Here is a 16,976-nt window from a genome sequence, read left to right as displayed (position 1 = left end):
CCCTTTTGGAAATATGAATGGTTGCTCGCCGGCCGCGGCGCTTTTCGCCCGCGGCGGCCAGAGTCTCATCCGTTCTTCAGGCTTCGCCGTCCGACGCCTCGTCGGCCTCGCCCTCTCCCTCTTCGGCCTCCGCGATCTGCTGCAGGCCAGAGAGCTTCGTACCCTCATCGAGACTGATGAGTGTAACACCTTGCGTGGCGCGCCCCATCTCGCGAACCTCGGATACGCGGGTGCGAATCAACACGCCGGCCGTCGTGATCAGCATGATCTGATCCTCGGCGTCGACGAGCGTGGCAGCCACGACCTTGCCGTTGCGCTCGGACGTCTGGATCGCGATCATACCCTTCGTACCGCGGCCATGGCGCGTGTACTCGGTGATCGGCGTGCGCTTGCCGTAGCCGTTCTCGGTTGCGGTGAGCACGGTCTGCTCCTCGCTGCCGGCGACCAGCATCGCGATGACCTGCTGCCCGTCCTCGAGCTGCATGCCGCGCACGCCGCGCGCCTCGCGCCCCATCGGACGCACGTCGTTCTCGTCGAAACGCACGGCCTTGCCGGCGTCGGAGAACAGCATCACGTCGTGCGCGCCGTCGGTGATCGACGCACCGATCAGGTAGTCGCCTTCGTCGAGGCCGACCGCGATGATGCCCTTCTTCATCGGGCGGCTGAACGCCTCGAGCGGCGTCTTCTTCACGGTGCCGAGCGACGTCGCCATGAAGATGAACTTGTCGGCCGAGAATTCCTTGACCGGCAGCACGACGTTGATCTTCTCGCCTTCCTGCAGCGGGAACATGTTGACGATCGGGCGGCCGCGCGAGTTGCGCGAACCCTGCGGCACTTCATAGACCTTGACCCAGTACACGCGGCCGCGGTTCGAGAAGCAGAGGATGTAGTCGTGCGTGTTCGCGATGAACAGCGTCTCGATCCAGTCGTCTTCCTTCATCTGCGTCGCCTGCTTGCCGCGGCCGCCGCGCTTCTGCGCGCGGTACTCGGACAGCGGCTGCGACTTCACGTAGCCCGCGTGCGACATCGTGACGACCATGTCCTGCGGCGTGATCAGGTCCTCGGTGTTCAGCTCGGTCGCGTTCAGCTCGATCTTCGAGCGGCGCGCGTCGCCGAATTCGGCCTTCACCGAGGTCAGCTCCTCGCCGATCATCGTCGTGATCCGCTCGGGGCGCGCAAGGATGTCCAGCAGGTCGGCGATCTGCGCCATCACTTCGCGGTACTCGCCGATGATCTTGTCCTGCTCGAGGCCGGTCAGGCGCTGCAGACGCATCTGCAGGATTTCCTGCGCCTGCGTGTCGGACAGGCGGTACAGCCCGTCGGTCTGCATCCCGAACGCCGGGTTCAGGCCTTCCGGACGGTACGCCGAACGGCCGCCGGCCGCCGCGTTCTCGCTCTCGGCGCGCGTCAGCATCTCGCGCACGAGCGACGAATCCCACGGCTTCGCCATCAGCTCCTGCTTCGCGATCGGCGGCGTCGGCGCGGCCTTGATGATCGCGATGAATTCGTCGATGTTCGCGAGCGCAACCGCGAGACCCTCGAGCACGTGGCCGCGTTCGCGGGCCTTGCGCAGTTCGTAGATCGTGCGGCGCGTCAGCACTTCCCGCCGGTGCGACAGGAAGCACTGCAGGATTTCCTTCAGGTTCAGCAGCTTCGGCTGGCCGTCGACGAGCGCGACCATGTTCATGCCGAACGTGTCCTGGAGCTGCGTCGCCTTGTACAGGTTGTTCAGCACCACTTCCGGCACTTCGCCGCGCTTGAGCTCGATCACGACGCGCATGCCGCTCTTGTCGGACTCGTCGCGGATGTCGGAGATGCCCTCGAGCTTCTTCTCGTTGACGAGCTCGGCGATCCGCTCGAGCAGCGAGCGCTTGTTCACCTGGTACGGCAGCTCGTCGACGATGATCGCCATCCGCTGGCCGCGGTCGATCTCCTCGAAGTGCGTGGCCGCGCGCATCACGACGCGACCGCGCCCGGTGCGGTAGCCGTCGCGCACGCCGGCGACGCCGTAGATGATGCCGGCCGTCGGGAAGTCCGGCGCCGGGATGATCTCGATCAGCTCGTCGATCGTCGCTTCCGGGTTGCCCAGCAGGTGCTGGCACGCGTCGACGACTTCGTTCAGGTTGTGCGGCGGGATGTTGGTCGCCATGCCGACCGCAATGCCCGACGAGCCGTTGATCAGCAGGTTCGGGATGCGCGACGGCAGGACCGACGGCTGCGTTTCGTTGCCGTCGTAGTTCGGCTCGAAATCGACCGTTTCCTTGTCGATGTCGGCGAGCAGCTCGTGACCGATCTTCGCCATGCGAATTTCGGTGTAACGCATCGCCGCGGCGTTGTCGCCGTCGATCGAGCCGAAGTTGCCCTGCCCGTCGATCAGCATGTAGCGCAGCGAGAAGTCCTGCGCCATCCGCACGATCGTGTCGTAGACCGCGGTATCGCCGTGAGGGTGGTATTTACCGATCACGTCGCCGACGATACGCGCCGACTTCTTGTACGCGCGGTTCCAGTCGTTGTTCAGTTCGTGCATCGCGAACAATACGCGCCGGTGCACGGGCTTCAGGCCGTCGCGGACATCCGGGAGGGCACGTCCGACGATCACGCTCATCGCGTAATCGAGATACGAACGGCGCATTTCCTCCTCTAGGGAGGTGGGCAGGGTCTCTTTGGCGAATTGATCCATGTATCCGTATCGTTTCGGAGCGAAGACGGCGAACGCCTTTCGCGTGGGCGCTGCATGCGCAACGCAACGCGAGATTCTAACATGCGCCCATCAGCCGCCAATTCGCCACCCCCTCTATATATAAATAGCAAAAATCGTGGTGACGGCGATTCGACCGAAATCGCCTGCGACCCCACGTCGCACGCCATCCCGCCCCGCTTGTTTCACGCGCACAAGTAAACAACTGCGCACACTCGCGCAATTTCACCGACACACTCTTGACAATCTCTAAAAGTTACGGCAGGCCGGTGTTGCGCATGCACCACAAAGTTGGAGCGATCTTAGGGTGGGGAGGATTTTTTTTCGTAGGAAGGGAACGATATGGCAAAATGCCAACGCACTGAAAGTTAGACGCTGCTCGAAGTCTACACAGGAGCGGTGCCGCGTTTTTTGTGCCGCACCAATGTTATACTTCGAGCAATGTATGACTTGTCACCGTCAACAGGCTCGCAGTAAACCTGCGGTAATCTCAATTTCGAGAGGAGAAATATGAATAAACTTTCAAAGCTCGCGTTCATTGCAGCTACCGCAGTTATGGCTGCATCCGCTTCGGCACAGTCGGTGCCGGCGTCGCGCCAAGCCGTCAATGACAACTGGGTGAACGGCACGGGCGAATGGGTGTGGATGAACGGCACGAACGAGCTCTGCTGGCGCGATGCGTTCTGGACGCCGGCCACCGCCAACGCGAAGTGCGATGGCGCACTGGTCGCCCAGGCACCGCAGCCGCCGGTCGCTCCGGTCGCTCCGGCCATCACGAGCCAGAAGATCACGTATCAAGCTGACGCACTGTTCGACTTCGACAAGGCAACGCTCAAGCCGCTGGGCAAGCAAAAGCTGGACGAACTGTCGTCGAAGATCCAGGGCATGAACACGGAAGTGGTCGTCGCAACGGGCTACACGGACCGCATCGGTTCGGACAAGTACAACGACCGTCTGTCGCTGCGCCGTGCGCAAGCCGTGAAGTCGTACCTGGTCAGCAAGGGTGTGCCGGCCAACAAGATCTACACGGAAGGCAAGGGCAAGCGCAACCCGGTTACGACGGGCTGCAACCAGAAGAACCGCAAGCAACTCATCGCCTGCCTCGCACCGGACCGCCGCGTGGAAGTCGAAGTGGTTGGTACGCAAGAAGTCCAGAAGACGACCGTTCCGGCAAACTAAGCCGCGGTTTTCGACTGCTTCAAAGCCCCGCTCCGGCGGGGCTTTTTCTTTGACGCCCGACCGGGCGCTCGCCGCTTCGCCGCTCGTCCGCTTCTTATATACTCGGGTCTGACGAACCGCAGCACCGCCCTCCCCCCGTAGCCCGTTTGCCGACATGACCAACGCCGATCCGCACGAACTCCAGAAATTCAGCGACCTCGCCCACCGGTGGTGGGATCCGAATGCCGAATTCAAGCCGCTGCACGACCTGAACCCGGTCCGGCTCGGCTGGATCGACGCGCACGCGCACCTGGCCGGCAAGCGCGCACTCGACATCGGCTGCGGCGGCGGCATCCTGTCCGAATCGATGGCCGGGCTCGGCGCCCAGGTGAAGGGCATCGACCTGTCGACCGAAGCGCTCGGCGTCGCCGACCTGCACAGCCTCGAAAGCGGCATCACGGTCGACTACGAGGCCATCGCCGCCGAAGCGATCGCCGCGCGCGAACCGGGCACCTACGACGTCGTCACCTGCATGGAAATGCTCGAGCACGTGCCGTCGCCCGGCGATGTCGTCGCCGCATGCGCGACGCTCGTGAAGCCGGGCGGCTGGGTGTTCTTCTCGACGCTGAACCGCAACCTGAAGTCCTACCTGTTCGCGGTGATCGGCGCGGAGTACATTGCACAGATGCTGCCGAAGGGCACGCACGACTACGCGCGCTTCATCCGCCCGTCGGAACTGGCCGGCTTCGTACGCGCGACGGATCTGCACATCGTGGAGATCAAGGGCATCACGTATCACCCGATCGGCAAGCGCTTCGCGCTGTCGAACGACACCGACATCAACTACCTCATCGCGTGCCGCCGCGCCGCGTGACCTTTCGACCGGCATGACGACTCCCCTTTTCACCGCGCAGGCGGCAGACGAACCGCGCCTGCTGCACTGCGATGCCGTGCTGTTCGACCTCGACGGCACGCTTGCCGATACGGCGCCTGATCTCGCGGCGGCCGTCAACAAGATGCAGCGCGAGCGCGGCCTGCCCGAAACGTCGCTCGACGTGTTGCGGCCGCTGGCTTCGGCAGGCGCACGCGGCCTGCTCGGCGGCGCGTTCGGCATCGATCCGCAGACGCCCGGCTACGAAGCGATGCGCGACGAGTTCCTGGCCAACTACGCGACGGATCTTTGCGTGCATACAACGCTGTTCCCGGGCATCGGCGACGTGCTCGACGAACTCGATGCGCGCGGTGTGCGCTGGGGCATCGTCACGAACAAGGCGATGCGGCTCACCGCGCCGCTCGTCGACCTGCTCGGCCTCGCACCGCGCGCGGCCTGCATCGTCGGGGGCGACACAACGCCGCACCCGAAGCCGCACCCGGCCCCGCTGCTACACGCAGCCGACCAGTTGACGATCGCGCCCGCGCGCATCGTCTACGTCGGCGACGACCTGCGCGACATTCAGGCCGGCAGCGCCGCCGGCATGGCGACGGTCGCGGCCGCGTACGGCTATTGCGGCGACGGCGTCGCACCCGCCGACTGGCAAGCGCAGCATCTCGTCGATACGACGCAGGAACTGCGCGAACTGTTGCGCGATGTTGGGCTATAATGTTCGATCTTATCCGCGGGGGCGACCTGGTTTCGACAGGGGTTGTGAAGCGGCTAGGGCATGTCGAGGACCCGTCACCTCGTTAATCAATGGGAAAATCGTAACTGCAAACGACGATACGTTCGCACTGGCAGCCTAACGGCCGCCGTCCTCTGCCTAGTTCACTGACGGGCTAGTGTCGCAAGACCGGTAGCAATACCGCCAGAGGTCATTTACGTCAGTTAAGCCCTGTCGGCGTCGCGACGCCAGGGTCGAAAACCTAGCGAATCGCCGTAGTGCAGCGTGTTCGTCCGCGTCGCTGCGGTTAAATCAAAAGACTGGACTAAACATGTAGAACTAGTCGTGGAGCGCTTCTGGACGCGGGTTCGATTCCCGCCGCCTCCACCAAATTCCCGCCAAACGTTCGCAACGTTTCGCAAGAAAACCCCGCTGGGCTTGGCTCTGCGGGGTTTTTTGTTGCACACTACCGCAAAGAACCCCCAACGACAGCCACGTACCGGTGGGGGTTCTTTCGGGGGTTCTTTGCGAAACCCCCAACCCGGAACCCCCAGCACGGGAGCGGATATGGCCCTGACCGATGTAGCGATCCGTAATGCCAAGCCCACGGACAAGCAACAGAAGCTATTCGACGGCGGCGGACTGTTCCTGCTCATCAAACCGACCGGCGGCAAGCGCTGGGTGCTCAAGTACCGATTCGCCGGCAAAGAGAAAAGCTTAGCGCTCGGCACCTACCCGGCCGTCCCGCTCAACGAAGCTCGTAAGCGACGCGACGAAGCCAAAGATAAGTTGATGACGGGGATTGATCCGGGCGACGCGAAGAAAGCCGAGAAGCGCACGCAGCGCCTCAATGCGGAGAATTCCTTTGAAGCCGTCGCGCGCGAGTGGCACGCCAAGTACGCGCCCACTTGGTCGGACGGCCACGCGGCGCGCATCCTACGCCGCCTTGAGGTAGATGCCTTCCCGTGGATCGGCAGCAAGCCCGTTGCCGGTATCGCACCGCCGGATGTGCTCGATGTGCTGCGGCGAGTAGAGAAGCGCGGCGCGCTCGAAACAGCGCACCGCCTTCACGCGAACGTCAGCCAAGTATGCCGCTATGCCGTGGCGACCGGCCGCGCCGAGCGCGACGTGACGGCTGATCTACGAGGCGCACTTCCGCCCGTGCAATCGGCGCACATGGCGGCGATCACCGACCCGAAGCAGGTCGCCGGGCTTCTGCGCGCGATAGACGGCTACCAAGGGACGCTTCCCGTGTTGTGCGCCCTACGGCTCGCGCCTCTGCTTTTCCAGCGCCCCGGCGAGCTGCGCGCCGCCGAATGGGTCGAGTTCGACCTCGACGCCGGTATCTGGGAAATACCCGGTGACCGCATGAAGCGCACGAAACAAGGTAAGGCAGCCGGCGGCGCGCATATCGTCCCGCTATCGACTCAAGCCGTAAGTATCCTGCGGGAACTACACGCGCTCACAGGCAATGGCCGACTGCTCTTTCCAAGCGTGCGCACAAAGGACCGGCCAATGTCCAATAACACCATCAACGGCGCACTGCGTCGACTCGGATTCGACGGCGACACGATGACCGGCCACGGCTTCCGGGCAATGGCTCGCACGATTCTTGATGAAGTCCTGAGCGTGCCGGCGGCTATCATCGAGGCCCAACTCGCGCACGCAGTGAAAGACCCGCTCGGGCGGGCATACAACCGCACCGCGCACCTGCCCCAGCGCCGCGAAATGATGCAGAAATGGGCGGACTATCTCGACCAACTCAAGGCCGGTGCGGAAGTTATCCCGATAAGTGCATCGGCTCGGTAAGCGGTCGATTCCACTACTCACCTACGTCCAAGCAAAGGTGCCGTCGATTCGGTTGAACTCTCGTCGCTATGCATCCGCATAGGTAAGCGGCGGCACACCGATCAAACGGAACGGAGGCAGCTTAATGCCCTTACCCGTGTTCGGTTGAACATCGTCCCGCATCGTACGCAGCAAGTCGTTCAACAGCCGGTCGTGCGTCGCTCGACTTCGGTCTGCGTTGCGATAAGTTGTTTCGTCTTGGTACGCGTATAAAGCCGCGAGAACTTCGCCCGATGCGACGAGCGCCAACGCGTTTAGCGCATCGGCATACCGCTCATGGGCAGCCGCCGGGATACTTCTACCCTCGATTACGCCGGAAAGTGCCGCGACGTACTCTCGATAGTGTTCCAACTTCGTTTTGCGCCAGTCCGCGTCATGTTCTCGTTTCCGGGTCAAATACGACGTTAGGATGACCCCTACAATCGCCAAACAACCCGTAACGACGCCGGTCAGCAAGGCGTTCATCGCGACTCTCCTTATGCGCCCCCGCGCACCTGTCCGAAAGTTTAAGCGACAAACTGCGCGTTCCAGCGTATCCGCCTGGCCGGCGCACTCGGCGGATACAAATTTAGCACGCCCGTGCTTAATTTCGCGGCGGTAAAAATTCGACTTGCGCCACGATCATCGGCGCAACCCTGATAGGGATTTTCTACCCCCTAGGGGGTGTCAGGATGCCGCCCGGAAGGCCGTGGCGGGACGTTGTTGGCTCGGCGCGAGGTCGCGTGAGCGTCGGGCCATCCGCGCGCGAGTCGACCACTTAAAGTGCCCGCAATCGGCCGACATCCTGGCGCGCTCGGTTGCCGGACGCGCGACTGCGAATCCGGGCCACCGAAACTAACATCCCGCCCCAATTGCCTGCGCGGCGTTGTGCCTGCGGCGCGCATATCGCGCGTTCCCGTGTAAGCGCGCGGTACGTTGCACCGACCGTCGATATGACCTTGCCCGTTGAACTTCCGCCGTCGCGTCGCATAATGCGACGGCCATACGGCGGACGCTTCAGTGCGCCCTTTAGTCGACTTCGCCCGACGCAATTTTGCGTTAGTAATCGAATCAACAACTTACATCGACGGCGATTTCGCAGAACGCAATTTTGCGTTCCGCTGTGAAATCAACGGCTTACATCGACTGGGAGTTCGTGAGCGCAAAATCATCGCTGCTACGAAGCATCAGCGATGATTTTGACCGGCTCAATTTTGAGCCGGCAATAGCGCACGGCAGGCGACGCGCAGGACGCACGCGCCGCCGATGCAGGCCGCCAGCCCGCCTAGTCCCCGTAGCCCGCGACTTCGGCCAACAGGTCGCCGTGCGGCCGCGAACGGCGAGTTTCCCACTTCTGACGCGACACGAGGGAGAGCAGCGGCTCCAGCGCCGCATCTACGAGCATCCGCGCACGCGATACCAGTTCCTCGCTCGAAATGGAACCGTCATGAACCAGAGCGCGAACGCTACGTTTTGCCTCGGCGATTTTCTCGCGAGCCGCCTTTATTTGGGGCATGTTCGTCGTGACGTTGCCGACGCGAGCGCCGAGCCAGTTCTTCTCCGTGAATACGTCGGTCCGAACTGCGGCGCGCAACAGGTCATCCGCGTCCGACAAATCGTCCAACGCCTCGTCGACTTCGGGCGGCGCGGTACGTTCGAGTTCGGTCACGATGCGTTCGCGCGCGCCGTTATCGGCCATCGTCCAAACCGCGAGGCGACCGCGCGTTTCGAGCATCGACTTTTCGGCTTCGTGATATGCGGCTTTCGCTGCGACGAAGACAACAACGGCACGTTCGGCGTCGTTGGTCAACGCGGACCGTTCGCGTTTCCGGTCCGGCAACGACTTGAGTTCGCGCGCCAGTTCCGCTCGGCGTTCGTCAACCTTTGCGCGCTGTTTCGCCTCAAGTTCGCCGGTGAGGCCGGCATCGTTAGCGAGCGCTTCAAGGGCTTCGAGGCGTTCGGGCAAGGGACGCTTCAACGGATTCATAGCGATTCTCCAAAAAGGCGCGTTAGCGCGAGATCAACACGATGTAACCTTCGGGACGAATTCCGACGCGGTATTTCACAGGGCCGGGCTTTACGACTTGGAACGGTGTCCGGCCCTCCGGACCGGGCCAAATGAAAATGCTGTATTCGCCGCGTGTCTCGTCAAAATTCAACCGTTCCAAAAGCAGTTTCGGTACAGAAATTTCCATGATTTAGTAATCCTATTTGATTAGGTAAAATACCTTTTCCATGCGGATTGATCGCGCCTACAAATCGTCCTGCATGTCCGACGTGTCGCCGCCGTAGAGTGCCGCCGCCCGTCGGGCGCCGTCCATAGCAGGGCGCTCGTCGCCGTCGTTCGCACCTTGCACGGCCGCACGCTTACGCTTGACGTGGTACGCCGTCAGCACCGCATGCGCGACCATGTCGAGCGCCGGTTTAGCGTCGCCGTTTCGGTCGGTCCACACCTTCGGCGTCAGCGTACCGGCCAGCGCGACGGAATCGCCGTCATCGAGCGCCAACAGCGCGGCCTTCGCGCCGTCCGAGAACGCAATCACGTTCACGAACAGCGCTTCGCCGTCGCCTGCGGGTACGCGCACTTTTGCCGTGACGAAGGGGCGGCCGCTCGGGCCGGTCCGTTCGCCCGGTTTGCCGTACAGCTTGCCGCTTGCCAATGCATCGAGCATTTCGCCACCTCATGAAAGTCGTGATGTTGTCAGGTGTACCCGGTGTACCCGGTGAAGCCTTTTCCCTATACGCGCCACGTGCGCTCCTGCCGCATTTTTATTCTGTACTGCTACGAAAATATGGGTTCACTGGGTTCACCGTATCGCAACAAGCCTTAGCCGTAGCGGGCTTCAGCGGTGTACCCACTCTTCGGAATGGATTCACGCGGTGGATTCACTGGGTTCACCCTTGTTCCATATGTTGCCGGTGTTCAACCTGTGCGGCTCGTAACCGAATTCACGCAGGGCATTCGCGATGTAGCGCATGTCGGTTGTGTCGCGATTTGTGCTCGCGCGTTCGGTCACGGTCCAGAAAATATCGCCCGTCTTTACGTTCACAATGCCGGGGTTGTTCTCCAGATACGCCGCGACGTGAGCAATCCACGGGTTTTGCATCGTGCGTGCGCTCACTTCCTGCGCCGCCTGCGCCCGCATGGCGTCGTCTTCAATCCACCACACCTCACCATCGCGGAACGCAGCGACCGCCTCGGCCCATAGTTGCGCACGGTCTGCCGTCAACGCGGTGATGTCGCACGCCCTGACCGGTACGGGCCAGAAGCGTCGCCCGCCCGTTTCATCGCGCAGATAGGTTCCTTCGCCGTCGCGGTTGCACGTGCCGACCATCACGAACTGGCGCGGCTGATAGACCTGCTCGCGCCCGTAGGCCGGACGAAACGCGTCTTCGCTGCGACTGAGGAACGCTTTCACGGCGTCCGCCTCATGTTTACGCAGGCCGACGATTTCGCTGTTTTCGAGCAGCCATACGCCCGCGACCGTCTCGCCTGTCTGGCGTGCATCGTCCATGTCCGGCACGGCGTCCGAATAAAATTCATCCCCCGCCAGCGCGCGCACTGTGCGCGACTTGCCGATGCCCTGCGACCCTTCCAACACCAGCATGTGATCGGCCTTGCAGCCCGGACGAAATACACGCGCAACCGCTGAAATCAGGAAGCGCCGCCCGACCTCACGCACATAGGGCGTATCGTCCGCGCCGCAGTAGGTCGCAAGCCACGCGTCGAGGCGCTTCACGCCGTCCCATTCGAGCGCGTCGAGCCATTCGCGCAGCGGATGAACGCGGTTGCGTTCGGCGTGCGTGTGTACCGCGTCCACCGCGTGTTCCTTCGCCGCCGTCAGCATGTAGCGGCGTTCGATATACGCGCGCAGGTTCGTTGTGTCCGCATCGGTCCAATACGGCGACGGCGCGACCTCCCACGGGCGCGCGCTCGCGATGACGACGCGGCGCTTCATTTCGTCGTAGCGAACCAGCCCGCGAAGCGCCGGGTCTTCCGCCAACACGTCGAGAAGTTGATGCATCGTCGCGCGTGAGAATTTGCCGGCATGGGCGGTGTCACGTGCGACCGAAACGTGCGAATCGGCCGCCGCGCCATCGGGCACCGGCTTGGCATTCGCAATGTGCGTGCCGCTCGCGATAGCACGCCGCACGGCCTCCGCGCCGCCGCTTACGGCGAGGTCGTTCAGGTCACGCCCCATAGCTCACCTCAACAACTTCACGGCCCGCGTTGGACCAGCGTTGCGCGCACGCAGCGGCGGCGGCCTTGCCCGCCGGGTCATCGTCGGCAGCGACGGTCAGCGATTCAATGCCAGCCAGCACCGGCAGTGCCTTCAGGTTGCCCGCATCGATGCATGCCCAAACCGGCACATAGCCGTGCGCGAGCGACAGCGCCGTTTCGACGCCTTCCGCGACGCCGAGCCCGCTCGTTACGGCCTCGTCGGGCCACAAGCGAATGACGCCGCCCGCCTTGCGATGCCCGCCGAGCAGCAGGCGCGGCGGGGCAACGTCAGCTTTGCGGCCATCGGTCCGAATCCAAGTTTTGTGCAAAGTCATGGGCTCGCGCGTTACCGCGTGCGTCACGAGCCCGACGAGCGCCGGGCCGGCATAGTCGGCCGGATGCTTCAGCGAGGGATGCCAGCGCAAATCGCCATCGGCCGGCGGGATGCGGCAGCGCCGAGCGCTGAGGTAGGCCAGCGCGTCGCCGGAAACAGCGCGACATGCGTTCCAAAGGTCGTGCCCATAGTCGGACAGCGTGTCATGTTTCGCGGACGGCACAGTGGCCTTGATACGCGGCTTGCTCGGCATCGTGAGATGCGCGCCACGGGCAGCACGGTAGCTTTCAGTGAAGGCGCACCGGAAGCAATGCGCGACGCCTGCGCCGCTTTCATCGACGGTCAACCCGAGCGTTTTATCCCGCTCGCCGCGCCCGCAAACGGGGCAGCAAATGCGGTAATTCCCGGTTCCGTAATGGCTCCACGCAATGGCGGTCATACGGCCTCCCGCGATTTCAGCCAACGGGCGACCTTGCGTCGGTCGGACATCGTGAGGTGATAGATGCCGCGACGCACTTCGAATCCATCGCGGTCGATGCACGGGACGCGTACGCACGGCAAGGTGAGGCCCATTGCGCGCAGGTGTGCGATGAGGTCGGGCGAATTGCTACAGCCAACGAAACCGTCCAATTCTTCGCGCGGCATCGGACGGTTTTGGAGAACGGCCAGCGCGCGCAAGTGACGCGGGTTCGCCGTACCGTTAAAGTTGCGATGTTGGTTCGCGCTCGTCGGCTTCGGTTGGCGGGCGTTTTTCTTTTCCATCGCCTCACCCCTCGACGCGATAGCCGGCCGGATCGGCCAGCCAGCGGTGCAGTTCGCGATTGGGCCAGCCAACGCACCGCGCGGAGCCGAGCTGCACGCGCCTCGGGAAGCGGCCCGCCAGTTCGCGCAGACGCACGGACTCGTGGCTCAAGGGAACGATGCGCTTCAGGTCTGCCCAGCGAGTGAAGCCGTCAAGCGGCAGCGCTTGGGGTTCGGATTGCGCGCTACCGGACGGCGGCGCGTTGTGATGATGTGCGGCCATGTGGAAACCTTCGCAGGTCGTTGAACATGGCTCGCAGCGTAAGAACTGTGGTGCGGCGAATATAGTGAAACCAGTTCACCGGAAACGGACGCCGGCAAGGTGACGCATATGGAAAACAGGTGAACTGAAACGGGCTCGGAATTGACCCAAGCCCTTGCCCAGCAAGGTTCGGAACAGGTTACCTATTCCCTTGTGCGCGCCTTTCTGTTTCGATCCTTGTCCCAGTTGCACACCGCCGAGTAGCGCTTCCTTTTGGCGTCTTCGACGCCGGGATGCAATTCGTCGATCACTTCCTCGACAACAGTCTTGGGCGTCTTTCCGTCGTTCGGCTTCCAACGTTGCGTAGCGGCACGCCAGACGCTCACGCAGTCGTCAAGCTCTTCCGGCCAAAACTCGTGATCCGCCATTGAATTCCCTTCCTTGGCTTCGGCAAGTTCTGCCTTCAAGCGCTCAACCTCCGCGTTCAATCGCCGATTCTCAGCCAGCACTTCAGCATTGGTTACCGGTTGCGGGTCAGCATCCGGAATCGGCCAGTCATAACCGTACCTTTGGCACCATGACCGGACAGAAGCATGCGATAGCATTTGCTCCCGACTCCTGTCGGTGCTCCATGTTGTCGCCTCGATTTCCCCGGTGTCGATTGCATCCTCAAGCGTCTCGCGCCACCGGCCAAGCTCCGCCTGCTCATCGTCCGAGAGGTAGACCGGCGCATCAAGATCAACGCCCGCTAAAAACGCAGCGGCTTGTATGAGGGAGATTTTGCGACGCGGAATAAATGGCTTCACCCAATCTGGCGCGCTCGGCTCAGCGGGAACATGCGGTGCAGTTTCCGGCACCGGGCCATCGTCACCGTGCGGCAACGTGACACCGCACCGCTCCAGAAACGGAAAAATCTCCGATACCTTGAATCCGATGCGGTCGTAATCAGAAGGGGATGTCATCTGACATTTCCTCCCATTCGTTGCCCAAGGTACCGTTGATTACGACGGCCTGAAGCGCGGCCCAAGCGGCGGCGATGCGGTCATGTCCACCCAGCACTTGGACACCGTGTCCCGGTCGCATTTCGCACCAATCCGGGCATTTCCCATCCGAATCTATCGACCGACTAGCTTCACGTAACCGCTCGGCCAACCAGTCGGCGGCCTCTTGAAGGCTCACCTTCTCGTGCCTACTTATGGCTTCCAACAGCGTACGCAGACTGATAAAGCCTGCGTTTCGCGTGGCCAGATCATCCTTGATGCCCATTGCGCCCCACAGGCAAAACCCCTTGTGCGGCAACCGCACCAGCCCGGCAAGGGAATCGGGCTTTCGGGCGCTAACCTAGGTGCGGTTGATCCACAGGTCGCTTACGCTTGGCGACCATTGCGCACCATTGTAGATGGGACACTGTTTTTTCTGTACAGGTGCGTGCATCTGCACGCTCTACAGGCGTGTGGATATCCATCCAGCACATATCGTCCGGGGGTTCTTTTGGGGGTTCTTCTCGCTGAACGAGAGATCAAAACATTGCCTGATAAGGATGAGCGGCCCGAATAGGATTGCCGCCGCCCCACCAAATTCCGCGCTCGTCGCACGAACCCCGCATGACGCAAGTCTGCGGGGTTTTTTGTTGCCGCGACACGCATGCACCGCTCTCCTGCCGAAAAAAGCGCCCAGCCACGGACGGGCGGCCGGGCAGAATGCCGCCGGTGCTCCGGCGACAGGAGGTAACGGATGGGTCGACCGCACTCGCGCAGTCGTTGGCTGCGCCTGGCGGCCAGCCCGGCTACTGCGGCCTCGGGCACGACGCGTCGTCGCACTCGGCGCTCACATACACCGGGCATACGCGACTTAGCTGCCGCGATACAGCGACTTCATTTCTTCAGCGCTGGCCGGACGCACACCCATCGCGCGCGAACCCGACGCCGATGCGCCCTGAGCCTGCGCACCGTAGCCGCTGGCATCGGCGCCTTGCGCTTGCGCCAGCGCACGCTGCTGCTCTGCAACACGGGCCGTGGCGGCCTGGATCGCTTCCGGATAGTGCGGATCTTCGCCGCGAGCGGAGTTGTAACCGGCCTGCTGGAGCTGGACCAGCTCGGCACGGACCTGTGCGCGGGTGATCGTCGAGCCCGACTGGGCGAACGACACGACCGGGGCAACGAGAGCGGCGGCGACGACAACAGCTTGAATGAGCGACTTCATGATGACCTACCTCCAGATTTGTCTGTGTTCGCGGTGAACACCTTGTTCATCGCTGACAAACCGAAGTTTATGTAGGCGCATGCTTAAGAATAAGGCAGGTTTCTGGAAGACATCCTTCCCGAATTACGGGTTAACCCTAGACTGATTGCCGGGACGGCGAGTCGCGCAGGCGGCGGCTTCGCCCGGCATCTCATTGCATGAGAAGGCCTGCCGAAAAGCACGAGCCCCGCGACGCGGCAATGCTTCGCGGGGCTCGAACTCGGTTTGATCCGGAGACGTCGCTCATGCGCCCGTCGATCGCTCGATCGGGCCGTCGCGCGAAAGCACGGCGCCCCGCTCCGGGCGCGAACGCGCCAGTCGGCGTATTACTGGGTATCCATCGGGCACTTCAGGTTGCAGCCGTTCGGGTCGCCGAGATCGCCCTTGCGGCGCAACGCCGACTTCTTGCTGCCCTGGTATTTCTGCGACGGCGCCGACGCCGCGAACGGCATCTGCGGATGCTCGTTCAACCGAAACTGTTCACTCAGGATGCCGCCGGGCACACCCGGGGAATTCTGCGCGAGGGCGAACGGCGAAGCGACGACCAGCAGCCCCGCGGTCAACGCTGCCGCGGCGAGGGAAACGGAAAATTTCATGGCGGAATGACGCCTGAACGGCGTGCTTGTTGGAACGTTGATCAAGCGGCAAGCGTAGCGTAAATCCCCTGCTGCTGCAGCGGGGCTCGATCGCGTCCTCGTTACCGCGGGTTGCCGTGCTGCGCGTGCGTGCCGTCGTCGCCGGCCAGCCCGGTCGCGACGCTCGTCAGCGTGCCGCATGCGGCCGGATCGTAGCCGTCCAGATGCGCGACGCGCTCGACGAAACGTGCATCGCGCAGCAGCGCCAGCACGCCGGCGAGCGGTCGCGCGTCGAGCCGCGCACGCTCGCACGCGAAGTAATAGTCCTCGTCGACGACCGGAATGAAGTCGAGCCCGAAATGATGGGCCGCCGGCTCGACGCCGAAGCCGAGATCGGCCATCCCGCTCGCGACGAACGCCGCGATCGCCGAATGCGTGAGCTCGGCCGACGCATAGCCGTCGATGCGCTCCGGATCGATGCCGATCGCGCGCAGCGCGAGGTCCAGCAGCATGCGCGTGCCCGACCCCGGCTGGCGGTTGACGAAGCGGATGTCGTTGCGCGCGAGATCCGCGAGCCCGCGGACCTGCTTCGGGTTGCCGCGCGGCACGAACAGCCCCTGCTGGCGACGCGTCAAGTGGATCAGCACGTGGCGCGTGTCGTCGAGCCACGGTCGGTAGATCTGCGCGCACTGCGCGCGAAACGCGCCGCGCGGCAGATGGAAGCCGGCCAGGTCGCATTCGCCGCGCGCGAGCGCCTGTACGGCCTCGACGCTCTCGCGATACTTGATGTCGACGGCGGCGTGCGCATCGACGAGCGCGGACACGAGCGTCGCGACCGCGTAGCCGTGCGACGCGTGGATGCGCACGCCGCCTTCGCGCTGCGCGAGCCGCCGGTTCAGGTCGCTCGCCACTTCGGCCGCCAGCGTGCGCAAATTGCCGTCGAGCCGGCTGCGCGCGAGACGCTGCGCATCGACGACCGCCTGCCCGAGCGCCGACAACGTCGACCCCTTGCCGCGCGCCGTTTCGATCAGTTCACCGCCGATGCACGCCTCCAGCGCGCGGAGCATGCCCCACGCGTGCCGGTACGACAGCCCCTTGGCCTGCGCCGCCTGCGCGATGCTGCCCGTGTCGGCCACGAGTTCCAGCAACGGCGCGACGTCCGACAGGCTGGCCGACCGGCCTTCCGTGTCGCGTACGGTCAGATACGCGTCGCATTCGATCCGAATCAATTATGCACTCCGATTTCCTATTGCGACCGCGAAATCTTCCGCTTATCGTTGGTCAAAATCAATCAGAACGAAGTCGCAGTGCGCACTATAT

At 63.2% G+C, this 16,976-nt stretch carries 18 protein-coding genes and 1 other RNA gene; 5 read left to right on the top strand and 14 right to left on the bottom strand.

What is annotated here, in order from left to right; genetic code table 11:
• Window positions 1–76: 76 nt before the first annotated feature.
• On the bottom strand, window positions 77–2,680 hold the full coding sequence (gene gyrA / locus AC5LXX_RS05055) for a DNA gyrase subunit A (protein ID WP_124448907.1): 2,604 nt from the start codon (window positions 2,678–2,680) through the stop codon (window positions 77–79).
• Between the two features lie 528 nt (window positions 2,681–3,208).
• On the opposite strand from gyrA, the gene ompA reads away from it, so the two are divergent.
• From ompA to AC5LXX_RS05030, 5 genes are all read left to right on the top strand, one after another.
• Entirely contained in the window at window positions 3,209–3,877 is a 669-nt protein-coding gene (ompA, locus tag AC5LXX_RS05050; RefSeq protein WP_050011546.1) for an outer membrane protein OmpA, read from the top strand.
• Window positions 3,878–4,031: 154 nt separating this feature from the next.
• On the top strand, window positions 4,032–4,730 hold the full coding sequence (gene ubiG, locus AC5LXX_RS05045) for a bifunctional 2-polyprenyl-6-hydroxyphenol methylase/3-demethylubiquinol 3-O-methyltransferase UbiG (RefSeq protein ID WP_124448909.1): 699 nt from the start codon (window positions 4,032–4,034) through the stop codon (window positions 4,728–4,730).
• 13 nt (window positions 4,731–4,743) lie between these two features.
• Window positions 4,744–5,457 carry a phosphoglycolate phosphatase gene (gene gph, locus AC5LXX_RS05040; RefSeq protein WP_493410691.1) on the top strand — a complete coding sequence of 238 codons (714 nt, stop codon included), beginning with the start codon at window positions 4,744–4,746 and terminating at the stop codon, window positions 5,455–5,457.
• 17 nt (window positions 5,458–5,474) lie between these two features.
• Window positions 5,475–5,844, top strand: a transfer-messenger RNA (tmRNA) gene (gene ssrA / locus AC5LXX_RS05035).
• Window positions 5,845–6,021: 177 nt separating this feature from the next.
• The gene (locus tag AC5LXX_RS05030) at window positions 6,022–7,263 is read left to right on the top strand and encodes a tyrosine-type recombinase/integrase (protein ID WP_493410690.1); all 1,242 of its coding nucleotides are present in this window, start codon (window positions 6,022–6,024) and stop codon (window positions 7,261–7,263) included.
• 66 nt (window positions 7,264–7,329) lie between these two features.
• On the opposite strand, the gene AC5LXX_RS05025 is transcribed toward AC5LXX_RS05030, so the two are convergent.
• From AC5LXX_RS05025 to AC5LXX_RS04965, 13 genes are all read right to left on the bottom strand, one after another.
• Complete coding sequence (locus AC5LXX_RS05025; protein WP_493410689.1) at window positions 7,330–7,767, bottom strand: hypothetical protein; 438 nt, start codon at window positions 7,765–7,767, stop codon at window positions 7,330–7,332.
• 799 nt (window positions 7,768–8,566) lie between these two features.
• Window positions 8,567–9,268 carry a hypothetical protein gene (locus AC5LXX_RS05020; RefSeq protein ID WP_493411137.1) on the bottom strand — a complete coding sequence of 234 codons (702 nt, stop codon included), beginning with the start codon at window positions 9,266–9,268 and terminating at the stop codon, window positions 8,567–8,569.
• A gap of 22 nt (window positions 9,269–9,290) precedes the next feature.
• Complete coding sequence (locus AC5LXX_RS05015) at window positions 9,291–9,476, bottom strand: hypothetical protein (RefSeq protein ID WP_493410688.1); 186 nt, start codon at window positions 9,474–9,476, stop codon at window positions 9,291–9,293.
• A gap of 57 nt (window positions 9,477–9,533) precedes the next feature.
• Window positions 9,534–9,953 carry a single-stranded DNA-binding protein gene (locus AC5LXX_RS05010; protein ID WP_493410687.1) on the bottom strand — a complete coding sequence of 140 codons (420 nt, stop codon included), beginning with the start codon at window positions 9,951–9,953 and terminating at the stop codon, window positions 9,534–9,536.
• 201 nt (window positions 9,954–10,154) lie between these two features.
• Window positions 10,155–11,483, bottom strand: a complete 1,329-nt coding sequence (locus tag AC5LXX_RS05005; RefSeq protein ID WP_493410686.1) for a virulence-associated E family protein — start codon at window positions 11,481–11,483, stop codon at window positions 10,155–10,157.
• Window positions 11,473–12,276: a DUF7146 domain-containing protein gene (locus AC5LXX_RS05000; RefSeq protein ID WP_493410685.1), complete on the bottom strand. Its 804-nt coding sequence runs from the start codon at window positions 12,274–12,276 to the stop codon at window positions 11,473–11,475. The genes AC5LXX_RS05005 and AC5LXX_RS05000 overlap by 11 nt, the downstream gene beginning before the upstream one ends.
• The gene (locus AC5LXX_RS04995) at window positions 12,273–12,599 is read right to left on the bottom strand and encodes a hypothetical protein (RefSeq protein WP_493410684.1); all 327 of its coding nucleotides are present in this window, start codon (window positions 12,597–12,599) and stop codon (window positions 12,273–12,275) included. The genes AC5LXX_RS05000 and AC5LXX_RS04995 overlap by 4 nt, the downstream gene beginning before the upstream one ends.
• Window positions 12,600–12,603: 4 nt before the next feature.
• The gene (locus AC5LXX_RS04990; protein WP_111940446.1) at window positions 12,604–12,861 is read right to left on the bottom strand and encodes a helix-turn-helix transcriptional regulator; all 258 of its coding nucleotides are present in this window, start codon (window positions 12,859–12,861) and stop codon (window positions 12,604–12,606) included.
• 182 nt (window positions 12,862–13,043) lie between these two features.
• A complete protein-coding gene (locus AC5LXX_RS04985; RefSeq protein ID WP_493410683.1) occupies window positions 13,044–13,802 on the bottom strand; it encodes a hypothetical protein in 759 nt (252 codons plus the stop codon).
• A complete protein-coding gene (locus AC5LXX_RS04980) occupies window positions 13,786–14,106 on the bottom strand; it encodes a hypothetical protein (RefSeq protein WP_493410682.1) in 321 nt (106 codons plus the stop codon). Before AC5LXX_RS04980 ends, AC5LXX_RS04985 begins: the two co-directional genes overlap by 17 nt.
• A gap of 585 nt (window positions 14,107–14,691) precedes the next feature.
• On the bottom strand, window positions 14,692–15,042 hold the full coding sequence (locus AC5LXX_RS04975) for a DUF4148 domain-containing protein (protein ID WP_493410681.1): 351 nt from the start codon (window positions 15,040–15,042) through the stop codon (window positions 14,692–14,694).
• Between the two features lie 365 nt (window positions 15,043–15,407).
• A complete protein-coding gene (locus AC5LXX_RS04970; protein ID WP_176049271.1) occupies window positions 15,408–15,677 on the bottom strand; it encodes a hypothetical protein in 270 nt (89 codons plus the stop codon).
• A 101-nt stretch (window positions 15,678–15,778) separates the two neighbouring features.
• A complete protein-coding gene (locus AC5LXX_RS04965; protein ID WP_493410680.1) occupies window positions 15,779–16,885 on the bottom strand; it encodes a substrate-binding domain-containing protein in 1,107 nt (368 codons plus the stop codon).
• Between the last annotated feature and the right edge of the window lie 91 nt (window positions 16,886–16,976).

It is taken from the genome of Burkholderia torrens (assembly GCF_984668525.1).
The sequence above is the reverse complement of the archived record's forward strand: the minus strand, read 5'-3'. Positions and strand labels throughout refer to the sequence as shown.